Source organism: Variovorax sp. BGA-UO-ETr-C22 (assembly GCF_059567965.1).
The window spans coordinates 165,001-183,911 of sequence record NZ_JCAQPA010000011.1 but is presented as its reverse complement, the minus strand read 5'-3'; the positions used below and the strand labels follow the sequence as shown (position 1 = coordinate 183,911).

The following is an 18,911-nucleotide window of genomic DNA, read 5'->3' as shown; positions in this document are numbered from 1 at the left end:
AATTCATCCGATGATCGTAGCGCGCCGGCGCAAAAGCCGTGCGCCAGCGCTCAGTGCCCGGCCAGCGGGTAGGGCGGCTTGCCGCGCGTGCCCACCATCAGGTCGGGCACCACGGTCTCAACCTCGGCCACGGTGCGCGCCGCGCGTTCGAGCCTGCGGACCAGCGCCGCGTCGGGCACGCAGCCCTGCAGGTAGACCCAGCGGCGCTGCACCGTGACCCACACGCTGCTGCGGCGCACGCCGGGCACCGCGCGCAGCGCGGCGCGCACCTTGGGCGCGAGGGGCTTGTCGTAGCGGTAGGCGTTGCTGTCGGTGCATTGGCCGGCGAGCCAGCAGCTGGTGCCGCGCTCCAGCCGCGAGTGGGTCTGCGCGCGGCGTTCCTCGGCGGTGTAGTAGGGGCCCTGCGGCATGGGGCAGGCCGGCAGGCCCGCGGCGACCTGGAAGAAGGGGTCGTCGAACCAGTTCTGCCGCAGCGGCGATGGCTCGGTGGTGCCCTGCGCCGTGGCGATCCGCGCGGCGAGCAGCAGGACGGCCAGCAGCGCGGGGCGTTTCACAACGGGTGCTCGGTGTAGAAGCGCCCGCCGTGGAACAGCAGCGGCGAGGCGTCGGGGTCGTGCGTGCAGCGCTCCACCTCGCCCACGAAGATCACGTGGTCGCCTTCGTCGTAGCGGCTGCGGTTGAAGCACTCGAAGCTCGCCGCCGCGCCCTGCAGCACCGGCGCGCCGCCCAGGCCGTCGGTGTAGGCCACGTCGGCCCAGCGGTCGATGTTCTTGGTGGCGAAGCGCTCCGCCAGCGTCTTCTGGTTGGCGGCCAGGATGTTGACCGCGTAGTGCGAGCCGGCGCGCAGCGCCGACATCGACGCGGCCGCGCGTGCCAGGCTCCACAGCACCAGCGGCGGCGCGAGCGACACCGAGTTGAACGAGTTGGCCGTGAGGCCGACCAGGCTGCCGTCGGCCGCGCGCGCGGTGACGATGGTCACGCCGGTGGCGAACATGCCGAGTGCCTTGCGGAATTCGCCGGGCGAGAAGGTGGGGGGCTGGGCCCGGCGGGAGGTGGTCACGGGAGAACGGACGGCAAGGCGGTGAACGGCGGAGAAGGGGCCATTTTGGCTCAGGCTCTGGCGGGCTGCTGAACCGGCCCGAGCAACTCGGTCACCAGCCGGGTATAGACCGTGGCGGCGGCCGAGGGCGTGCGGCCCGCCAGCGTCACCAGGCTGTAGTGGGTGCGCATGCGCGACAGGCCCGCCACGGCCAGCGGCGCGAGCGCGGCGGTCTCGGGCGTGAGGCCGGGCGCGTGGGGCGCAAGGATCACCGCGTGGGCCGTGAGCGCGAGGTGCCGCAGCGTGTCGGCGTCGTCGCAGGTCACGTTGAACACGCCGCGGTCGGTGCGGCGGATCTGCCGGTCGAAATGCGCGGCCACCTCGGCCGGCAGGTTGGGGCCGGCCACCGGGTAGTCCATGAGCTGCTCGAGCGTGACCGGCGCCGGCTGCCTGAGCAGCGGATGCCGGGGCCGCACGAAGAAGGACACCGGCACGTTGGGCAGCCGCGCCAGCTTCAGGCCGGGCTGCTTCTTCAGGTCGCGGGTGTCGGCGATGAACAGGTCGATCTGGCGCCGGTGCAGGCGCTCGCTGAGGGTGGGGGTGTCGGCCACTTCCATGCGCATCAGCAGTTGCGGGTGGCGCTGCGTCATGAGCGAGAGCGCCGCGCGCCCGAGCAGCCCGGCCGCGAACGGGCCCAGGCCCACATTGAGGCTGCCGAGCGTGAGGCCTTCGAGCTGCTGCACCTCGCGCTGGATCTGCCGCGCGTCGGCAACCAGCTCGCGGGCCCGTGCCAGCACCAGCTCGCCGGCCTGCGTGAAGCGCACGGTGCCGTAGGCGCGATCGATGAGGCGGGCCTTCAGCGCCTGCTCCAGCGCGTCGATGCTGCGCGAGAGCGCGGGCTGCGACAGGTGCACGGCCTGCGCGGCACGCCCGAAGCTGCCTTGCTCGGCGAGGGCGATCAGGTGCTGGAGGTGGCGCAGCTGCATTTTGCGTTTTGGTTCAAAAGCAAGCGCACATTTTGCATTTGCCAAGGGGTTGGGCGCTTCCGAAAATCGGCCGCTGCCTTCCCGTGCCCCCGTCGTCCGACAGACCCCAACCCTGAGACATCGATGACCCGCATTGCCCGTGCTTCTTCTTTCGCGCCCACCCGTTTCTCCCTGGCCCTTGTCGCCTGGGCCTGTGCCTTCACCGCCACGGCGCAGCCGGTGGTGGCGCCCAAGGCGGCCGAGCCCGTCACGCTGAAGGCCAACGCCGACATGGCGAAGGCGCTGCCCTTCGCGAACAGGCAGGACTTCGAGGACGCGATGCGCGGCTTCATCGGCACCGTGCCCGACGCGCTGGTGACGGGCGCCGGCCCGCGCCCGGTCTGGAACATGAAGCCCTACGACTTCCTGAAGGCGAACGAGGCGGCCGACACGGTCAACCCGAGCCTGTGGCGCCAGGCGCAGCTCAATGCCATCCACGGCCTGTTCAAGGTGACCGACCGCGTCTACCAGGTGCGCGGCTTCGACCTGGCGAACGTCACCATCGTCGAAGGCGACACCTCGCTGATCGTGATCGACCCGCTGCTGGCCGCCGAGACCGCGCGCGCCGCGCTCGAGCTGTACTACCAGCACCGCCCGAAGAAGCCGGTCGGCACGGTGATCTACACGCACGGCCACGCCGACCACTTCGGCGGCGTGAAGGGCGTGGTCAACGAGGCCGACGTGGCCGCGGGCAAGGTGCAGGTGATCGCGCCCTCGGGCTTCATGGAATCGGCGGTGGCCGAGAACATCCTGGCGGGCAACGCGATGAACCGGCGCTCGCAGTATCAGTTCGGCACGCTGCTGCCGCCGGGCGCGCGCGGGCAGGTCGACACCGGCCTGGGCAAGGCGCTGGCGCGCGGCAGCGTGACGCTGATCGCGCCCACCTCGACCATCGAGAAGACCACCGAGGAGCGCACCATCGACGGCGTGCAGATCGTGTTCCAGCTGGTGCCGGGCTCCGAGGCGCCGTCTGAAATGCTCATGTACCTGCCGCAGTTCCGCGTGCTCAACATGGCCGAGGACGTGACGCACAACATGCACAACCTGTACACGATCCGCGGCGCCGAGGTGCGCGACGGCAACCTGTGGGCCAAGTACATCGACGAGGCGCGCGTGGCCTTCGGCGACAGGACCGACGTGCTCATCGCGCAGCACCACTGGCCCACCACGGGGCGCGAGCGCATCGTCGACCTGCTGAAGAAGCAGCGCGACATGTACAAGTTCATCAACGACCAGTCGCTGCGCCTGCTGAACCACGGCTACACGGCGTCCGAGATCGCCGAGACGCTGCGCATGCCCGCGAGCCTGGAGCAGGAGTGGTCCACGCGCGGCTACTACGGCACGCTGCGCCACAACGCGAAGGCGGTCTACCAGAAGTACCTGGGCTGGTATGACGCCAACCCGGCCAACCTGAACCCGCTGCCCCCGGTGGCGCAGGCGAAGAAGACGGTCGAGTACATGGGCGGCGCCGACGCGGTGGTGGCGCGCGCCCGCGAAGACTTCAAGAAGGGCGAGTACCGCTGGGTGGCCAGCGCGATGAGCCAGGTGGTGTACGCCGACCCGGCCAACCGCGCGGCACGCGAACTCGGCGCCGACGCGCTCGAACAGCTGGGCTACCAGTCGGAGGCGGGCACCTGGCGCAGCGCCTACCTGGTGGGCGCGATGGAACTACGCAACGGCGTGCCGAAGATCCCGGGTGGCAGCAGCGCGAACGGCGACACGCTGAAGGCAGTGAGCAACGAGCTCTTCTTCGACTTCCTCGGCGTGCGGCTCGATGCGGCCAAGGCCGAGGGCAAGACCATGGTGGTCAACTGGAACTTCACCGATTCGAACCAGAAGTTCGTGCTGACGCTGGAGAACTCGGCGCTCACGCACGTGAAGAACCAGCAGGCGGCGGGTGCAGATGCGACCGTCACATTGAGCCGGGCGACGCTCGATGCGATCACGCTGAAGCAGACGACCTTTCCGGAAGCGGTGCAGTCGGGGCGCGTGAAGATCGACGGCAACCGGGCGAAGCTGGGCGAGCTGTTCGGGATGCTCGACAACTTCGACCTGATGTTTCCTGTGGTCGAGCCCCGCAAGTAAGCGGGCTCAGCCGAAGAACCAGTAGCAGACCGCGATCGCGGCCACCACCCCCGCCAGCTCCGCCAGCAAGGCACAGGCCACGGTGTGCCGGGCGCGCTGGATGCCCACGGCGCCGAAGTACACCGCCAGCACGTAGAACGTGGTCTCGGTGCTGCCCTGGATGGTGGCGGCCACCAGCGCGGGGAAGCTGTCCACGCCCTGGGTCTTCATGGTCTCGATGAGCATCGCGCGCGCCGCGCTGCCCGAGAAGGGCTTGACGAGCGCCGTCGGCATGGCGTCGACGAAGCGCGCGTCCCAGCCGCCCGCCTGCACCAGCCAGCGCAGGCCGTCGAGCGCGAAGTCGAGCGCGCCCGAGGCGCGCAGCACGCCCACCGCGCACAGCATCGCGACGAGGTAGGGCAGCAGGTGCTTCGCGATGTCGAAGCCTTCCTTCGCGCCTTCGACAAAGGCCTCGTAGACCTTGACGCGCCGGATCGCGCCGGCCGCCAGGAACACGATGATCACGCCGAACAGCGTGAGGTTGCCCAGCAGCGACGACAGCGAGGCGATGGCCGCCGCCGACAGCGTGCCCAGGAGCGCCATGAAGCCGCCCAGCAGCAGCGCGCCGGGCACCAGGTAGGCCAGCACCACCGGGTCCCACAGCCGCAGGCGCTGCACCACCGCCACCGACAGCAGGCCCACCAGCGTCGAGGCGCTCGTGGCCAGCAGGATCGGCAGGAACACCAGCGTCGGGTCGCTGGCGCCCTGTTGCGCCCGGTACATGAAGATGGTGACGGGAAGCAAGGTCAGTGACGAGGCGTTGAGCACCAGGAACAGGATCTGCGCGTTGGTGGCCGTCACGGGGTCGGGGTTCAGGCGCTGCAGTTCGCGCATGGCCTTCAGGCCGATGGGGGTGGCGGCGTTGTCCAGCCCCAGCGCGTTGGCCGCGAAGTTCATCGTGATGAGCCCGAGCGCCGGATGCCCCGCCGGCACGCCCGGCATCAGCCGCCGGAACAGCGGCCCGAGCAGGCGCGCCAGCCAGCCGACGAGGCCGGCGGTTTCCGCGATGCGCAGGAAGCCCAGCCACAGCGTGAGCGTGCCGAACAGCAGCACCATCACCTCGACGGCCAGCCGCGCCATCGCGAACAGGCTTTCGACCAGCGCCGCGAACACGGTCGGGTCGCCGCCGACGAGCCACCGTCCCAGCGCTGCGAGCGCCGCCATCCCGAAGAACCCCAGCCACAACCCATTGAGCACGCGTTTTTTCCTTCTTTTCGTTGGCTGCCGTGTGTGCCGCTGATCATAGGGCGGCATGCCGCCCCGGCCGGGCTCTGCGGCGCTACAGTGCGACCCATGGCCGCCGCGCTGTTCCGCCTCCGTCGCTTCGTCGCCCTGGTGTCGAGCGGGCTGGCCCTCGCCTGGCTCGCGGGCTGCGCCAGCCTGCCGCCGCCGCAGCCGCACCCGGTGCTCACGAGCGCGATCACCGACGTGGCCGACACCGACCTGGGCCGGCTGGCCGCCCAGGACGCGCCGCAGGGCGGGGCGGCGGGGCTGTCGGGCTTCCGGTTGCTGCCCGAGGCGGCGTTCGCGTTCGATGCGCGCATCTCGCTGGCGCGGCACGCCGAGAAGTCGCTCGACGTGCAGTACTACCTGATCAGCAACGACGACGTCGGCCTGCTGTTCCTCAAGGAACTGCGCGAGGCCGCCGCGCGCGGCGTGCGCGTGCGGCTGCTGGTGGACGACCTGTACACGGCGGGCGAGGACGAGGTGTTCAGCAGCCTCTCGGCCTTCCCGAACATCGAGGTGCGGCTGTTCAACCCGCTGCCCTCGCGCGCCGGCTCGCTGCCCGCGCGGCTGCTGTTCTCGCTGGGCGACTTCGGCCGCATCAATCACCGCATGCACAACAAGTTGCTGGTGGCCGACAACAGCTTCGCGGTCTCGGGCGGGCGCAACATCGCCAACGAGTACTTCATGCGCAGCACGGCGGCGAACTTCATCGACATGGACGTGCTGTCCAGCGGGCCGATCGTGCGCCGCATGTCCGAGGGCTTCGACCGCTACTGGAACAGCGAGCACGCCTGGCCCATCGAGCGCATCGCGCCGCGGCGCCTGCCGGTGGAAGAAGCCCAGCGGCGCTTCGACACCCTGGCGCGCGCGGCCGTGCCCGACGTGCCCATGCGCCAGCGCGACATCCTGAACAAGTCGCCGCTCGGCGAGCAGCTCACCACCGGCCGCATCGACCGCTACTGGGCCCCGGCCACGCTGTTCGTGGACGACCCCGACAAGATCACGCGCAAGGCCGAGGCGGCCTACGGCGGCAGCGTGACCGAGGGCGCGCTCGGCGTGATCCAGGCGGCGAAGCACGAAGTGAAGATCGGCTCGCCGTACTTCATTCCGGGTGCGCGCGGCATGGCGATGATGAAGGCGACCATCGAGCGCGGCGGGCGCATCACGGTGGTCACCAATTCGCTGGGCGCCACCGACGAGCCGCTGGCCTATGCGGGCTACGAGCGCTACCGCGCCGACATGCTGAAGATCGGCGTCACCATCTACGAGATCGCGCCCACGCTCACCGGGCGTTCGGGGCGCTTCGGCGACTTCGGCAAGTCGATCAGCCGGCTGCACGCCAAGCTGGCCATCGTGGACGACGAGCGCTTCTTCGTCGGCTCGATGAACCTCGACCACCGCTCGGCCGCCGTCAACACCGAGATGGGGCTGGTGATCGACAGCCCGCGGCTGGTGCAGGACTACGACAAGCTCATGAACGGCGAGCGCGTCAACCTGGGCTACCGGCTGCGGCTCGCGCCCGGCGGGCGGCGTGTGCAGTGGCTCGAATACGACGACGCCGGCGGCGACATCGTGCACGAGGACGAACCGGGGGAATTCCTCTGGCTGCGCTTCAAGAACTGGTTGCTTTTACCCATCGTGGGCGAGGAGCTGCTCTAGGGTTTGTCATGACCGATCCAGTGAGGTGCGTTACATTTCTGTTTGAAATGTGAACTTTTGTCACCGACTATTGGAGGCTTTGATCATGACCGTCCCCGTGCCGCGCGAGTCGACCGCGCCGCTTTCCACCAGCCGCCGCCGCGCTCTTTCCGGGCTGGCCGCCACGACGGCCGCCGTCGGGCTGGGATTTCCGGCGTTCGCGCAGAACCGTGCGATCCGCATCGGGACGACCTTCGACAACAGCAGCGTCGAAAAGGCCAACGGCCAGGGGCTGTACCAGGGCTCCACCGCGTTCTTCAACGCGCTGAACAAGGCCGGCGGCATCCACGGCAGCAAGGTCGAGCTCGTGATGGCCGACGACACCTTCAAGCCCGAGGTGGCCAAGGCCAACGCGCTGGCCTTCGAAAAAGACGGCTCGGTGCTCGCGCTGGTGCACCCGCTGGGCACGCGCCAGACCGCCGAGGTGATGGACGCGGTGCCCGGCATGGCCGTGGTCGGCCCGATCACCGGCACCATCGCGCTGCGCAAGAAGACCTCGCCCAACACCTTCTGGGTGCGCGCCAACTACGACCAGGAGGTCGACAAGCTGGTGAGCACGGCCGCCGTGCTGGGCCAGACCCGCATCGGCCTCGTGCATTCGAACGACCCGCTGGGCCAGTCGGTGCTGGCGGCGTTCAAGAACGCGCTGGCCAAGGCCAAGCTGGAGCCGGCGGTGATCGCCACCACGCCCAACACCACGAGCATGGAAGTGGGTCCGGCCGCCGAGGCCATCGCCAAGGCCAAGCCGCAGGTGGTGGTGGTCGGCCTGGCGGGCACGGCGCCGGTGTTCCTGAAGGCGCTGCGCGGCGCGGGCAACAGCAGCTCGGCCTACGGCCTTTCGATCACGGCCAGCGCGCTGTCGGCCATGGGCGACCTGGCGCGCGGCCTGGGCTTCGTGATCGTGGTGCCGTCGCCGTACTCGACCAAGTTCGAGATCGTGCGCCGCTACCAGGCCGACATGGTGGCCAACGGCACCAAGGACTTCTCGCTCACCAGCCTGGAGGGCTACATGAACGCCGCCGTGCTGGCCGAGGGCCTGCGCCGCGCCGGCCCCGCGCCGACGCGCGCCGCCGTGCTCGGCGGCATGGCGAGCATCGAGAATTTCGACCTGGGCGGCGTGAAGATCAACTACGGCCGCTCCAACCGCGAAGGCGGCCAGTTCGTGGACGTGGCCGTGATCGGCAGCCGCGGGCAGATGCTGAGCTGATGCGGTCGAGGCGTACCGCGCGCTGCGGCGCACGGTAGCGCCTGCCGGTACGCCGGCACACGCACGGCCCTCTCGCGGGTCGGCGTGCTTACAGTGCGGCCATGACCCTCGAACTCATCCTGGGCCTCGGCCTGCTGGCCCTGGTGCTGCTGGACCTGGCCCTGTTCTTCCTCGTGCGCTGGGCCGTGCTGCGCGAGCACCTTGGGCCGCTGGCGGCCAGCCTTGTCTACGGCCTGTGCCTGGCTGTGCTGCCGTACTTCGTGTGGTGGGGCCTGGGCACCCACGTGCTGTTCGGCAAGGACACGACCTTCCTGGCACCCGTGGTGGACGTCGGCCTGGCCTTCATCCTGTACACCTGCGTGTGGCTGTCGTGGGGCGTGAGCCTGATCGCCGGGGGGCTGGCGTCGTGGCGTTTCTTCGTGCGGGCCCGGCGGATCGGCCTGGCCTGACGGCTCAGCCGGCCGGTGCTTCGGCGATGCCGACGCCCAGCAGGCCTTCGAGCAGCTCCTTGTCGGCCGCCAGCGCCGCGCTCGGGCCGGCGTGCACGACGGTGCCGCGCTCCAGCACGATCGCCTGGTGCGTCATGTCCAGGGCCAGCACCGGGTGCTGCTCCACCACGATCGAGGCCAGGCCTTCGGATTCGCACAGGCGCCGGATCGCCGCCGCCAGCTCTTCCACGATGATCGGCGCGAGGCCTTCCATGGGCTCGTCGAGCAGCAGCAGCTTCGGGTTGGTCATGAGCGCGCGGCCGATGGCCAGCATCTGCTGTTCGCCGCCCGAGAGCTGGTTGCCGTAGTTGCCGCGCCGCTCGCGCAGGCGCGGAAAGAATTCGTACACGCGCTGCAAGGTCCAGCTGCCGGGGCGGGCGATCACCGTGAGGTTTTCTTCCACCGTGAGCGAGGGGAACACTTCGCGCTCCTGCGGCACCCAGCCCAGCCCCGCGCGCACGCGCTGGTGCGCGGGCCAGCGCGTGATGTCGGCGCCTTGCCAGCGGATCGCGCCTTGCATCACGCGGGTGTTGCCCATCAGCGTTTCGAGCAGCGTGGTCTTGCCCACGCCGTTGCGCCCGAGGATGGCCAGGCTTTCGCCAGGCCGCAGCGAGAAGTCGAGGCGGTCGAGGACCACGGCGTTGCCGTAGCCGGCGGTGACGCGGTCGAAGGCGAGTGCGGCGGTTTCAGCCATGGTGGTGCGAGCTTCCCAGGTAGACCTCGCGCACGCGCGGGTCGGCGCCGATCTCGGCGGGCGTGCCTTCGGTGAGGATGCGTCCGCCCACCAGCACCGAGATGCGGCGCGCAAAGCGGAACACGAGCTTCATGTCGTGCTCGATGAAGAGCACGCTGATGTCGGCCGGCAGCGCCGCGATGGCTTCGAAGAGTTCGCCGCTCTCGTCTTCCGGCACGCCGGCGGCGGGCTCGTCGAGCAGCAGGATGCGGGGCTTGGCGGCGAGCGCCAGCGCGATCTCGAGCAGCCGCTGCTTGCCGTAGGCCAGCTCGGCCACGGGCACGTCGGCCAGGGCGTCGAGCTTCAGCGTGGCCAGCAGCGCATGCGCCTCGTCGAACACGGCGGTGCAGCCCTTGAGCGGCCGCCACCAGGTGGCGCCCAGGCCTTCGCGCTCGCTGATGGCCAGCACCACCGACAACAGCGGCGTGAGGCTGGGGAACAGCGTGTTGATCTGGAAGGTGCGCGCCAGCCCCATGCGGGCGCGCTTGTCGCCGGGCAGGCGCGTGATGTCGCGCGGGCCCAGGTGGATCTGGCCGCTGGTGGGCTTGAACACGCCCGTGAGCAGGTTGATGAGCGTGGTCTTGCCGGCGCCGTTGGGGCCGATCAGCGCCTGCCGCGCACCGGGCTCGAGCGACAGGTTGACGTCGCTCACGGCCTGGAAGGCGCCGAAGCGGATGCCCAGGTTCTGCGTGCGCAGCGCGTGCGTGGTGGTGTTCGTACTCATCGCGCCTTCCCCGTGCGCACCACGCGCGAGAGCGCGCCCATGATCCCGCCGCGCCCGAGCATGACGGCCGCGATCAGGAAGATGCCGAGCCAGAACATCCAGTACTGCGGGTTCATGTCGGCGAACCAGTCGTGCACCAGCATGTAGACGATGGCGCCGATGAGCCCGCCGTACAGCCGCCCGGTGCCGCCGAGCACGAGGATGATCAGCACTTCGGCCGAGCGGTTGAAGCTGATCGATTCGATGCCCACGAACTGCGTGGTCTGCGCCAGCAGCGCGCCCGCCACGCCGGCCACGGCGGCCGACATCGCGTAGGCCATGCGCAGCCGCGCTTCCACCGGCGAGCCGATGGCCGTCATGCGCTTGCGGCTGTCGTGGATGCCGCGCAGCGCCAGGCCGAAGGGCGAGCGCAGCACCAGCCGCACGAGCAGGAACATCGCGAGCACCACGCCGAAGGCATAGCCGAACGCGGTCTTGCCGTAGAGGTCGAAGTCGAACAGGCCCAGCACCGGCGCGATCACCACGCCCTGCAGGCCGTCGGTGCCGCCCGTGATGCCCGAGAGCCGGTTGGCCAGCTCGAACAGCAGCACGCACACGCCGATGGTGATCATCAGCCGCGTGAGGTCGGCGCCGCGCACCACGAGGTAGCTCAGCACATAGCCCAGCAGGGCGCACACGGCGAGCGCGAACGCCAGGCCGGTGAAGGGCTCGCTCCAGCCGTACTTGGCGAGCAGGCCGGCCGCGTAGGCGCCCGCGCCGAAGAAGGCGGCGTGGCCCACGGTGAGGATGCCCGCGTAGCCCAGCGCCATGTCCAGCGACACGGCGAAGAGCCCGAAGATCATGATCTGGCTCATCAGCGTGAGCTTGTCGGGCAAGAGGAAGAAGCTCGAGGCGAGCGCGAGCCAGAAGGCGATTTCGGCCGCGCGCAATTGCGCGGGGGACAGGCTCAGCGGCTTCACGCGAGCCCCTTCTTGGCGACGATGCCGTTCGGGCGCACCAGCAGCATGACGATCATGAACACGTAGATGAGAAAGGCGCCCGTTTCAGGCAGGTAGTACTTGCCCGCCACGTCGACGATGCCGACCAGCAGCGCTGCGATGAACGGGCCGGTGACGGTGCCCGCACCGCCCACGCACACCACCATCAAAAAGTAGACGAGGTACTTGAGCGGGAACGACGGCTCCAGCCCCAGCATGCCCAGGCTCAGCGCGCCGCCCAGGCCCGCCAGGCCGCAGCCCAGCGAGAAGGTCAGGAAGAACAGGCGCTGCACGTGGATGCCCGTGCCGCCCGCCACGCGCTGGTTGTCGACGGCGGCGCGCACCATGGCGCCGTAGCGCGTCTTGCCCAGGGCCAGCAGCAGCGCGACCAGCACGGCCACGCCGCAGCCGATGAGGAACAGGCGGTAGCGGCCCACTTCGAGGCCGAGCAACGACACCTGGCCCTCGAGCGCCTTGGGCAGCGTGAAGGGCTGCATCGTCGGGCCGAAGAAGTAGGTGAACGCGGCGATCGAGACGAACACCACGCCGATCGACAGCAGCACCTGGTCCAGCGGGTGCGCGCGGTACAGCCGCCGGTAGAACACGAACTCCAGCACCGCGCCCACCACCGCCGCCGCCACGAAGGCCGCCGCCAGCGAGAGCCCGAAGCCCAGGCCCCACTGGTTCATGAGCACGCTGGCCGCATAGCCGCCCACCATCGCGAAACTGCCGTGCGCGAGGTTGACGAAATTCATGAGTCCCATCGTGATGGACAGGCCCACGCCGATGAGAAACAGGAGCATGCCGTAGGCCACTCCATCGAAGATCACGATGCCCATGAATTTCCTGCTTGCTGCGTGCTGGCTGGCGTTGGCTTACTTGGGAGCGGCTTCCTTGGCCGGATCCTTGACGCGCTCGAACTTGTCGAACTCCACGTTCACCAGCTGGCCGTTGGCGCGCTCGGTCTTGCGGATGTAGACGGTCTGCACGATGTCGCGCGTGGCCGCGTCGATCTCGATCGGGCCGCGCGGGCTCTCGAAGCTCAGGCCCTTGAGCGCGTCCATGAACTTGTCGCCGGCGGTGTCGCCCTTGGTCTTGGCCAGCGCCAGGTCGATGGCGGCCATGGTGTCGTAGGCGGTCACGGCGAAGTAGCTGGGGCGCAGCTTGGTGCCGTTGTCGGCGGCGAAGTCCTTCACGAACTTCTGGTTCTTGGGCGAGTTGTGCGCGAACGAGTAGTGGTGGCTGGTCACGAGGCCCAGCGCCACGTCGCCGGTGGCGTCCAGGTAGCTGTCGTCGGTGGCTTCGCCGGTGGCGAACAGCTTGATGCCGGCCTGCTCCATGCCGCGCTCCTTCCACACCTTCAGGAAGGCCGGCGGCATCACGCCCGAGGGGAAGAAGAAGAACACGGCCTGGGGCTTGGCGTCCTTGATGCGCTGCACGTAGGCCGAGAAGTCGGGGTTGTTCATCGGCGTGCGCACCTCGCCCGAGACCTTGCCGCCGCCGGCGGTGAAGGCCTTCTTGAACGCGGTCTCGGCATCGACACCCGAGGCGTAGTCGGCGACCACGGTGTAGGCGTCCTTCACGCCCTGCTTGAGCATGTAGCGCGCCATCGGGTCGGTGACCTGCTGCACGGTGAACGACAGGCGCGCCACGTAGGGCGAGCTGGTGGTGATGGCCGACGACGCCGCGTTCATCACCAGCGTGGGAATCTTGGCCTGCGTGGCGATGGCGCCCACGGCGTACGCGTTGGGGCTGAAGTCCAGGCCGGTGAGCACGTTCACCTTGTCGCGCACGATGAGCTCCTGCGCGATGCGCTTGGCGGCGTCGGGTGCGGGGCCGGCGGTGTCTTTCTTGATGATCTCGACGGTGCGACCGCCCACCTTGCCGCCGTGCTCCTTCAGGTACAGCGCGATGCCGGCGTCGAACTGGCGGCCGTAGTCGGCGTAGGGGCCGGAGTAGGTCGCGATGAGGCCGATGCGCAGCGGCTCGGTGGTCTGTGCCTGGGCCGCACCCGCCATGCCGAGGCCGGCGAGCAGCAGGGTCGAGAGGAGGGTTCGCTTGGTCATCGTCGTCATGAAAAAACGCCTTTCAGTGGGAGTGGAATGCGCCGCACGGGCGCCGCTGGCTTGTAACCGGATGTTTGGCAGCGGGCGATGATGCCCGACGCGTTGGTCAGACCTGTGTATCGGGCACACGCACCGTGAGGCCATCGAGGGCGGCGCTCACGCTGAGCTGGCAACTCAGGCGCGAACCGGGCCGACGCTCGGACGCGACGGCATCGAGCAGCGCGCTTTCCATGTCGTCGGGCGGCGGCAGCAGTTCGAGGAACGCGTCGTCGACGTAGACGTGACAGGTCGCGCACGAGCAGCAGCCGCCGCACTCGGCGTCGATGCCGCGCACGTTGCCGCGGATGGCGGTCTCCATCACGCTGGCGCCGACCTTGGCGTCGACCTCGCGCGTGGTGCCGTCCTTGAGGATGTAGTGGATCGTGGGCATTGAAGGGTTCAGAACATGTCGAAGTACTCGCGGTGTTCCCACTCGCTGACTTCGAGGTTGAAGCGGGCGATTTCCGCTTCCTTGATGTGGCACAGGTAGTCGACGAAGGTCTTGCCCATCTGCGTGTTGAGCATCTCGTCTTTGCGCAGGCAGGCGAGGGCGTCGCTCAACGATCGCGGCAGTTGTTCGGCCGGCGTTTCGTACGGTGCATCGGCCGAGGGACCGGGGTCGGTCTTGTTGTGGATGCCGTCCAGCCCCGAGAACAGTTGCGATGCGAGGTACAGGTACGGGTTGGCCGTCGGCTCGCCCACGCGGTTCTCGATGCGCGAGGCGTTCTGGCCCGGGCCGCCGAGCACGCGCAGCATCGCGCCGCGGTTGTCGCGGGCCCAGATCGCGCGGTCGGGCGCGAGCGAGAAGGGCCTGTAGCGGCGGTAGCCGTTGATCGTCGGGCTGGCCAGTGCCGCCGCGCCGCAGGCGTGCGCCTTCAGGCCGCCGAGGTAGTGCATGCCGATCTCGCTGAGGTCGCGCCCGCCGGGCTCGGGCATGAAGGCGTTGACGCCGTCGCTCTTGCGGCGCAGCGACTGGTGCAGGTGCCAGCCGCTGGACATCACGTTGGGGATCTTCGGGCGGCACATGAAGGTGGCGTGCAGGCCGGCGCGCTGGCAGATCTGCTTGATCGCGCTGCGCAGCAGCACCATCGTGTCGGCAGGCGTCACGCCGGCCGTGGGGCCGAAGGTGAGCTCGAACTGGCTCGGGCCGAACTCGATCTCGAGCGAGCGCAGCGGCAGGCCGAGCGCCACGAGCTGTGAGCGCAGCAGCTCCATGAGGCCGTCGACGCGGTCGTAGCGCAGCTCGGTCAGGTACTGGTGGCCGTGCGAGAGCAGCGACACGCGCGGCGGTTCGCCGGGCTGGCCCGAGTCGGCCAGGCCCATGCGCGCGTCTTCGAGCTTGAAGACATGGAACTCGACCTCGAGGCCGGCGATGAAGTCCAGCCCGAGCTCGTCGAGCTGCGCCACCGCGCGCTGCAGGATCTGCCGCGTCGCGAAGGGGCAGGGCCGGCCGTCGGCCATGTAGGCATCGCACAAAATCCAGCCGGTGCGCGGCGCCCAGGGCAGCACCTTGAAGGTGGCGGGGTCGGCCACGATGGTGAAGTCGGCGCCGCCCTGCAGGCCCTCGATGGCGAAGCCGCCGCCCTGCGTGAACACGGGGAACACGGTCTTGTGCGAGGTGTCCTTGGCCAGCAGGGTGGAGGTGAGGTTCACGCCCTCCCACAGGGCCGAGCGCGCTTCGCCCGCGACCAGGGTCTTGCCGCGCAGCAGGCCGTGCTGGTCGGGCCAGGCGAAGCGGACGGTGTCCACCTCGCCGCTGTCGATGCGGCGCACGAGTTCGCGCGCCTGCGCATGCTGGTCGGCCGACCAGAGACCGAAGCGGTCGACGAATGTGTTGGTGCTGCTCATGGCGCGTGCTCAGGCAGCGAGCCGTGCAGACGCCCAGTCGGACTTCAGGCGGCGCGCGCGGTCGGCGTCCTGCCAGTAGGCCTCGGTGGCGGCTTCATCGACCACCTTGCCGATGCCGTCGATCGACGGCGGGCCGGTCATGGCGCTGGCCTGCGCGGCGTCGATGAGCATCGGCGCGGTTTCGCCGGCCAGCGTGGCCTCGATGGCCTTCACCAGCACGCGGCGGTAGGCAATGATCCCCTTGTCGGTGCTGCCAAGGTGCTCGCGCGTGCGGTCCTGGATGGCGCCTTGCGACTCCACCGCCCATTGGTCGTGCACGTTGATGTCGTCGCCCATGCCGGTGTAGGTCTCGGTCAGCTGCTCCTCGATGCTGTAGCCGTAGTTGTTGCGCTTGTTCTTGCGCGAGGTGTAGTCGGGCAGCTCGTAGAGCTTCAGGCGCTGGTCGCGCATCTGCTGCTTGTCGACCGGGCCGGTGAAGCTGGTGAACACGGCGTACCAGTAGCAGTGCGTGTCGTCCACGGGCACGTGCCATTGCGAGATGGTCATCTCGGCGCTCATCGGGATCACGAAGGCCTGCGGGAACACCACGTTGGTCACGCGCACGTGGGTGGTGTCTTCCGACAGCTTGCGCAGCGCCTTCAGGCGGAAGCCGTAGTCGGTGGGCTCCACGCTGATGTCGGGGCGGTCGTACTCGCGCAGCACCTTGGTGATGGGCATGTCGGAGTCGGCCGAGGCGCCGCGGAACTGCTTGCCGTAGCTCTCGGAGGTGTCTTCGTCCTCGAAGAAGCGGTGCAGGTACGAGGCGTGCGCGGGGTCGATGCCCACTTCGAGCGCCTGCAGCCAGTTGCATTCGAAGAGGCCCTTGAACGCGAAGGTGTGGCTGTCGGGGGCGACGAAGCAGTCGAAGTCGGGGAAGGCCGGGGGCTCGCCCTCGCCGATGTACGCGAAGACGATGCCTGCCTTCTCGATCACCGGGTAGGCCGACTGCTTGATGCGGCTGCACAGCTTGCTGGTGGCGGGCTCGGCCGGGGTCTCCAGGCAGTTGCCCTTGGCGTCGAACAGCCAGCCGTGGAAGGCGCAGCGGATGCCGCCGTTTTCGAGCCGGCCGAAGGCCAGGTCGGCGCCGCGGTGCGGGCAGTCGCGGTCGAGCATGCCGAGCTGGCCGCTCTCGTCGCGGAACAGCACGAAGTCCTGGCCCATGAGCTTCACGGGCTTGACCGGGCGCGGGCCCGCCAGTTCGTCGGCCAGGGCCACCGGCTGCCAGTAGCGGCGCAGCAGCTTGCCGGCGGGCGCGCCGGGTCCGACGCGGGTGATGAAATCGTTTTGCTCGGCGCTGATCATCGTGCGGGCTCCATCGAGAGGTCTTTGTCAGAAGGCCTGCAGGCATTGCATGCAGTTGTATGCATTGTCTTGGTGATTTTTGACAAAGGTCAAACTTTCATCGGCAGATTCGCCCTGTTTTGGGGCTCGAAGCGGCCATATATAGGGTTAACTCTGAGGTGATTGTGTGTTTTTGACACACTTCTGTGTGCAGTGCATGCAACAAACGCGCCCGTTTGGCTATGCTGCGTGCAGTGGCGGGCGGGTCTCCTAGAATCCGCCCATTCATCCCTCTCCTTGTTGCCCTGGCGCCTCCCGATGGACTCCCAACAATCCCGCGTGCTCGTGCAACTGCGCGACCTGATCCTCAAGGGCGAATTCGTGCCTGGAGAGCGGCTGGCCGAGATCCCGCTGGCCGAGAAGCTCGGGGCCTCGCGCACGCCGGTGCGCCTGGCGCTGGCCAGCCTCGAGCACGAAGGGCTCATCGAGCAGTCGCCCAGCGGCGGCTACCAGATGCGCCGCTTCACCTCGCAGGAAGTGGCCGATGCCATCCGTGTGCGCGGCGTGATCGAAGGCTTTGCCGCCCGCCTGCTGGCGGAAGACGGTGTGTCGCGCCAGTTGCTGCGCGACCTGAAGGACTGCCTGGAAGACGGTGACCGCGCCGTCAACAAGCCCAGCATGGAGATCGACGACTACGCGGCCTACGTCGAGATGAACGACCGCTTCCACCGATTGATCCTCGAAGGCTGCGGCAACCTCGCGCTCAAGCGCGTGATGGACATGCTCGGCGGCCAGCCCTTCGCCGCGCCCAGCGCGATGCTGCCCATGCAGTCGTCGATGGAGGAGGGTCAGCAGTGGATGCGCCAGGCGCACCGCACGCACCACGCGATGGTGCAGGCCATCGAGCGCGGCCAGGGCTCGCGCGCCCAGGCGCTCGGCGAGGAACACGTCGAGATTGCGCGCATGAACCTCGACTACGCGCTGGAGCGGCCTGAACTCGCGGCCGAACTCATGCCGGGCATCCGGCTCGTGGCCAAAGGACGCACCGCCTGACCGGCGCAACGGCCGGTCAGCGGATCTCGATCAGCAGCTGGGGCTGGTAGCCCTCTTGTTCGCCATTGCTGCGGTAGCCCAGCGGGTTGGCGACCACGCGGCAGCCGTCCTTCACATAGTCGAACGGGCAATGCAGATGGCCGTGCAGCCACAGCTGCGCGTGCGGCAGCAGCTCGTCGAGCGAATTGCAGAAACCCGCAGTGCCGGGCGTGAGCCCGTAGCGCGGATCGGCGCTCGCCAGGCTGGGCGCGAAATGGGTGATGGCCACCGTCGTGCCGTCGTAAGGCTGGGCCAGCGCATCACGCAACCAGGCCTGACAGGTGAGCGCTTGCTCTCTCATTTCGGCTGACATGAAGGGCTTGCCGTTGCGCGTGCCGGCCATTTTCTCGAGGTAGAAATCGGCCGCGCGCATCGCCTTGCCGCGCTTCTTGAGCGCCTCGGCGAGGCCGTCGCGGGGCTCGACCAGCGCGTCGAAATCGGCCCACAGCGTGGTGCCGATGAAGCGGATGCCTTCGATGACCAGCGTCTCGCGCTCCAGCCAGAGGATGCCGAGCTCGTCGCACAGCGCCCGCAGGCGCGCATGCGTCGCGTCGAAGTCGAGGTTGTCGTACTCGTGGTTGCCCGGCACGTAGACCACCGGCGTCGGCCAGCCCTTGCGCGGCGAGAAGCGGCCCAGGCCGAAATCGGTGTCCGTCAGGCGGGAGCCTTCCTGGTAGGAGCCGATGTCGCCCCCGAGCACCAGCAGGTCGGCGCCCGGGATGGGGTCGGCATGAAAGTTGGGGTGGGATTCCAGGTGGAGGTCGGAGAGCAGTTGCAGCTTCATCGTCGGGTCAGTCTAGGTGAATCGCACTATGCGTGAGATGCATAACCTGGGGCTTGCTTTACTAGGGATTACCCTTAATCTACATCCATCGTTAATCAACCCCGTCGCAGCCACAAGCCGCGCACCGTCATGTTCAGTCTTCTTGCCCAAGTGGCCCGTTTCTTCCGTTCGTCGCCGAGCCAGACCCCCGCCAGCCACGCTGCCGCGCTGATGGAAAGCGCCGACAGCCGTGCCGGTCGCGGTGCGCACCACGCGCAGGAGCTGCGTGCGGCGGCTTCCGCCTGGCTCAGCGTCGTCAGGTAATTCGCTGACGCGCGCCGCCCCGTGCGGCGCACCCGGGATCCAAGGGCAGGTCACGCCTGCCCGTGGACCGAGCCCGCGAACGCCGCGGCCGCCGAGCGCAACAGCGCCGTGCGCAGCCACTCGTGCGAATGCCCATGTTGGGCGCGCCGGTGCCAGATGGCATCCACGTGCACCGGCGGCTGGTCGAAGGGCAGGTCCCGCACCACCAGCTGATTCT

20 protein-coding genes (1 of these 20 running past the window's edge) are annotated in these 18,911 nt (G+C 68.8%); 6 read left to right on the top strand and 14 right to left on the bottom strand.

What is annotated here, in order from left to right; genetic code table 11:
- Positions 1–50: 50 nt before the first annotated feature.
- The 3 genes from AC57B8_RS20680 to AC57B8_RS20670 are packed head-to-tail and all read right to left on the bottom strand — an operon-like array spanning position 51 to position 2,025.
- Positions 51–554, bottom strand: coding sequence for a BON domain-containing protein (locus tag AC57B8_RS20680; protein WP_496480638.1), 504 nt, complete (start codon positions 552–554; stop codon positions 51–53).
- Complete coding sequence (locus AC57B8_RS20675; protein WP_095743117.1) at positions 551–1,060, bottom strand: flavin reductase family protein; 510 nt, start codon at positions 1,058–1,060, stop codon at positions 551–553. Before AC57B8_RS20675 ends, AC57B8_RS20680 begins: the two co-directional genes overlap by 4 nt.
- Before the next feature lie 50 nt (positions 1,061–1,110).
- Positions 1,111–2,025, bottom strand: a complete 915-nt coding sequence (locus AC57B8_RS20670; RefSeq protein ID WP_496480637.1) for a LysR family transcriptional regulator — start codon at positions 2,023–2,025, stop codon at positions 1,111–1,113.
- 123 nt (positions 2,026–2,148) lie between these two features.
- Here AC57B8_RS20670 and AC57B8_RS20665 point away from each other — a divergent pair, with 123 nt between their 5' ends.
- Entirely contained in the window at positions 2,149–4,149 is a 2,001-nt protein-coding gene (locus AC57B8_RS20665; RefSeq protein ID WP_496480636.1) for an alkyl/aryl-sulfatase, read from the top strand.
- Between the two features lie 6 nt (positions 4,150–4,155).
- Here the strand turns inward: AC57B8_RS20665 and AC57B8_RS20660 are convergent, their stop codons facing one another.
- Positions 4,156–5,385 carry a nucleoside recognition domain-containing protein gene (locus AC57B8_RS20660; RefSeq protein ID WP_062470462.1) on the bottom strand — a complete coding sequence of 410 codons (1,230 nt, stop codon included), beginning with the start codon at positions 5,383–5,385 and terminating at the stop codon, positions 4,156–4,158.
- A gap of 96 nt (positions 5,386–5,481) precedes the next feature.
- Here AC57B8_RS20660 and AC57B8_RS20655 point away from each other — a divergent pair, with 96 nt between their 5' ends.
- The 3 genes from AC57B8_RS20655 to AC57B8_RS20645 all read left to right on the top strand — a co-directional run bounded on the left by AC57B8_RS20655 (position 5,482) and on the right by AC57B8_RS20645 (position 8,769).
- Entirely contained in the window at positions 5,482–7,074 is a 1,593-nt protein-coding gene (locus AC57B8_RS20655; RefSeq protein ID WP_496480635.1) for a phospholipase D family protein, read from the top strand.
- Between the two features lie 85 nt (positions 7,075–7,159).
- Positions 7,160–8,320: an ABC transporter substrate-binding protein gene (locus tag AC57B8_RS20650; protein WP_159274327.1), complete on the top strand. Its 1,161-nt coding sequence runs from the start codon at positions 7,160–7,162 to the stop codon at positions 8,318–8,320.
- A gap of 101 nt (positions 8,321–8,421) precedes the next feature.
- Positions 8,422–8,769 carry a hypothetical protein gene (locus AC57B8_RS20645; RefSeq protein ID WP_495303193.1) on the top strand — a complete coding sequence of 116 codons (348 nt, stop codon included), beginning with the start codon at positions 8,422–8,424 and terminating at the stop codon, positions 8,767–8,769.
- A gap of 4 nt (positions 8,770–8,773) precedes the next feature.
- Here AC57B8_RS20645 and AC57B8_RS20640 read toward each other — a convergent pair whose 3' ends face one another.
- The 8 genes from AC57B8_RS20640 to AC57B8_RS20605 all read right to left on the bottom strand — a co-directional run bounded on the left by AC57B8_RS20640 (position 8,774) and on the right by AC57B8_RS20605 (position 16,536).
- Positions 8,774–9,502, bottom strand: coding sequence for an ABC transporter ATP-binding protein (locus AC57B8_RS20640; protein ID WP_369645825.1), 729 nt, complete (start codon positions 9,500–9,502; stop codon positions 8,774–8,776).
- Positions 9,495–10,265 carry an ABC transporter ATP-binding protein gene (locus AC57B8_RS20635; protein WP_496480634.1) on the bottom strand — a complete coding sequence of 257 codons (771 nt, stop codon included), beginning with the start codon at positions 10,263–10,265 and terminating at the stop codon, positions 9,495–9,497. Before AC57B8_RS20635 ends, AC57B8_RS20640 begins: the two co-directional genes overlap by 8 nt.
- Positions 10,262–11,224, bottom strand: coding sequence for a branched-chain amino acid ABC transporter permease (locus AC57B8_RS20630; RefSeq protein ID WP_496480633.1), 963 nt, complete (start codon positions 11,222–11,224; stop codon positions 10,262–10,264). The genes AC57B8_RS20635 and AC57B8_RS20630 overlap by 4 nt, the downstream gene beginning before the upstream one ends.
- Positions 11,221–12,081, bottom strand: coding sequence for a branched-chain amino acid ABC transporter permease (locus tag AC57B8_RS20625; protein ID WP_496480632.1), 861 nt, complete (start codon positions 12,079–12,081; stop codon positions 11,221–11,223). The genes AC57B8_RS20630 and AC57B8_RS20625 overlap by 4 nt, the downstream gene beginning before the upstream one ends.
- A 36-nt stretch (positions 12,082–12,117) precedes the next feature.
- Positions 12,118–13,317 carry an ABC transporter substrate-binding protein gene (locus AC57B8_RS20620; RefSeq protein ID WP_496480631.1) on the bottom strand — a complete coding sequence of 400 codons (1,200 nt, stop codon included), beginning with the start codon at positions 13,315–13,317 and terminating at the stop codon, positions 12,118–12,120.
- A 97-nt stretch (positions 13,318–13,414) separates the two neighbouring features.
- Positions 13,415–13,738, bottom strand: a complete 324-nt coding sequence (locus AC57B8_RS20615) for a 2Fe-2S iron-sulfur cluster-binding protein (RefSeq protein ID WP_062470484.1) — start codon at positions 13,736–13,738, stop codon at positions 13,415–13,417.
- Between the two features lie 8 nt (positions 13,739–13,746).
- Positions 13,747–15,195 carry a glutamine synthetase family protein gene (locus AC57B8_RS20610; protein WP_496480630.1) on the bottom strand — a complete coding sequence of 483 codons (1,449 nt, stop codon included), beginning with the start codon at positions 15,193–15,195 and terminating at the stop codon, positions 13,747–13,749.
- A gap of 9 nt (positions 15,196–15,204) precedes the next feature.
- Complete coding sequence (locus AC57B8_RS20605) at positions 15,205–16,536, bottom strand: aromatic ring-hydroxylating dioxygenase subunit alpha (protein WP_496480629.1); 1,332 nt, start codon at positions 16,534–16,536, stop codon at positions 15,205–15,207.
- Between the two features lie 297 nt (positions 16,537–16,833).
- Between AC57B8_RS20605 and AC57B8_RS20600 the strand changes: the two genes are divergently transcribed.
- Complete coding sequence (locus AC57B8_RS20600) at positions 16,834–17,568, top strand: GntR family transcriptional regulator (RefSeq protein WP_062470492.1); 735 nt, start codon at positions 16,834–16,836, stop codon at positions 17,566–17,568.
- A gap of 16 nt (positions 17,569–17,584) precedes the next feature.
- Here AC57B8_RS20600 and AC57B8_RS20595 read toward each other — a convergent pair whose 3' ends face one another.
- The gene (locus tag AC57B8_RS20595) at positions 17,585–18,391 is read right to left on the bottom strand and encodes a metallophosphoesterase (RefSeq protein WP_095743129.1); all 807 of its coding nucleotides are present in this window, start codon (positions 18,389–18,391) and stop codon (positions 17,585–17,587) included.
- 129 nt (positions 18,392–18,520) lie between these two features.
- Here AC57B8_RS20595 and AC57B8_RS20590 point away from each other — a divergent pair, with 129 nt between their 5' ends.
- Positions 18,521–18,694 (top strand): hypothetical protein, encoded by a 174-nt coding sequence (locus AC57B8_RS20590; RefSeq protein WP_167394953.1) that lies wholly within the window; start codon positions 18,521–18,523, stop codon positions 18,692–18,694.
- Between the two features lie 50 nt (positions 18,695–18,744).
- Here the strand turns inward: AC57B8_RS20590 and AC57B8_RS20585 are convergent, their stop codons facing one another.
- A protein-coding gene (locus AC57B8_RS20585) for a LysR family transcriptional regulator (protein ID WP_062470498.1) crosses the window boundary here: on the bottom strand, positions 18,745–18,911 show its final stretch. 805 nt of this gene lie beyond the right edge of the window; 167 of the gene's 972 nt are visible here — the last part of the coding sequence; its start codon lies off the right edge, out of view; the stop codon is at positions 18,745–18,747.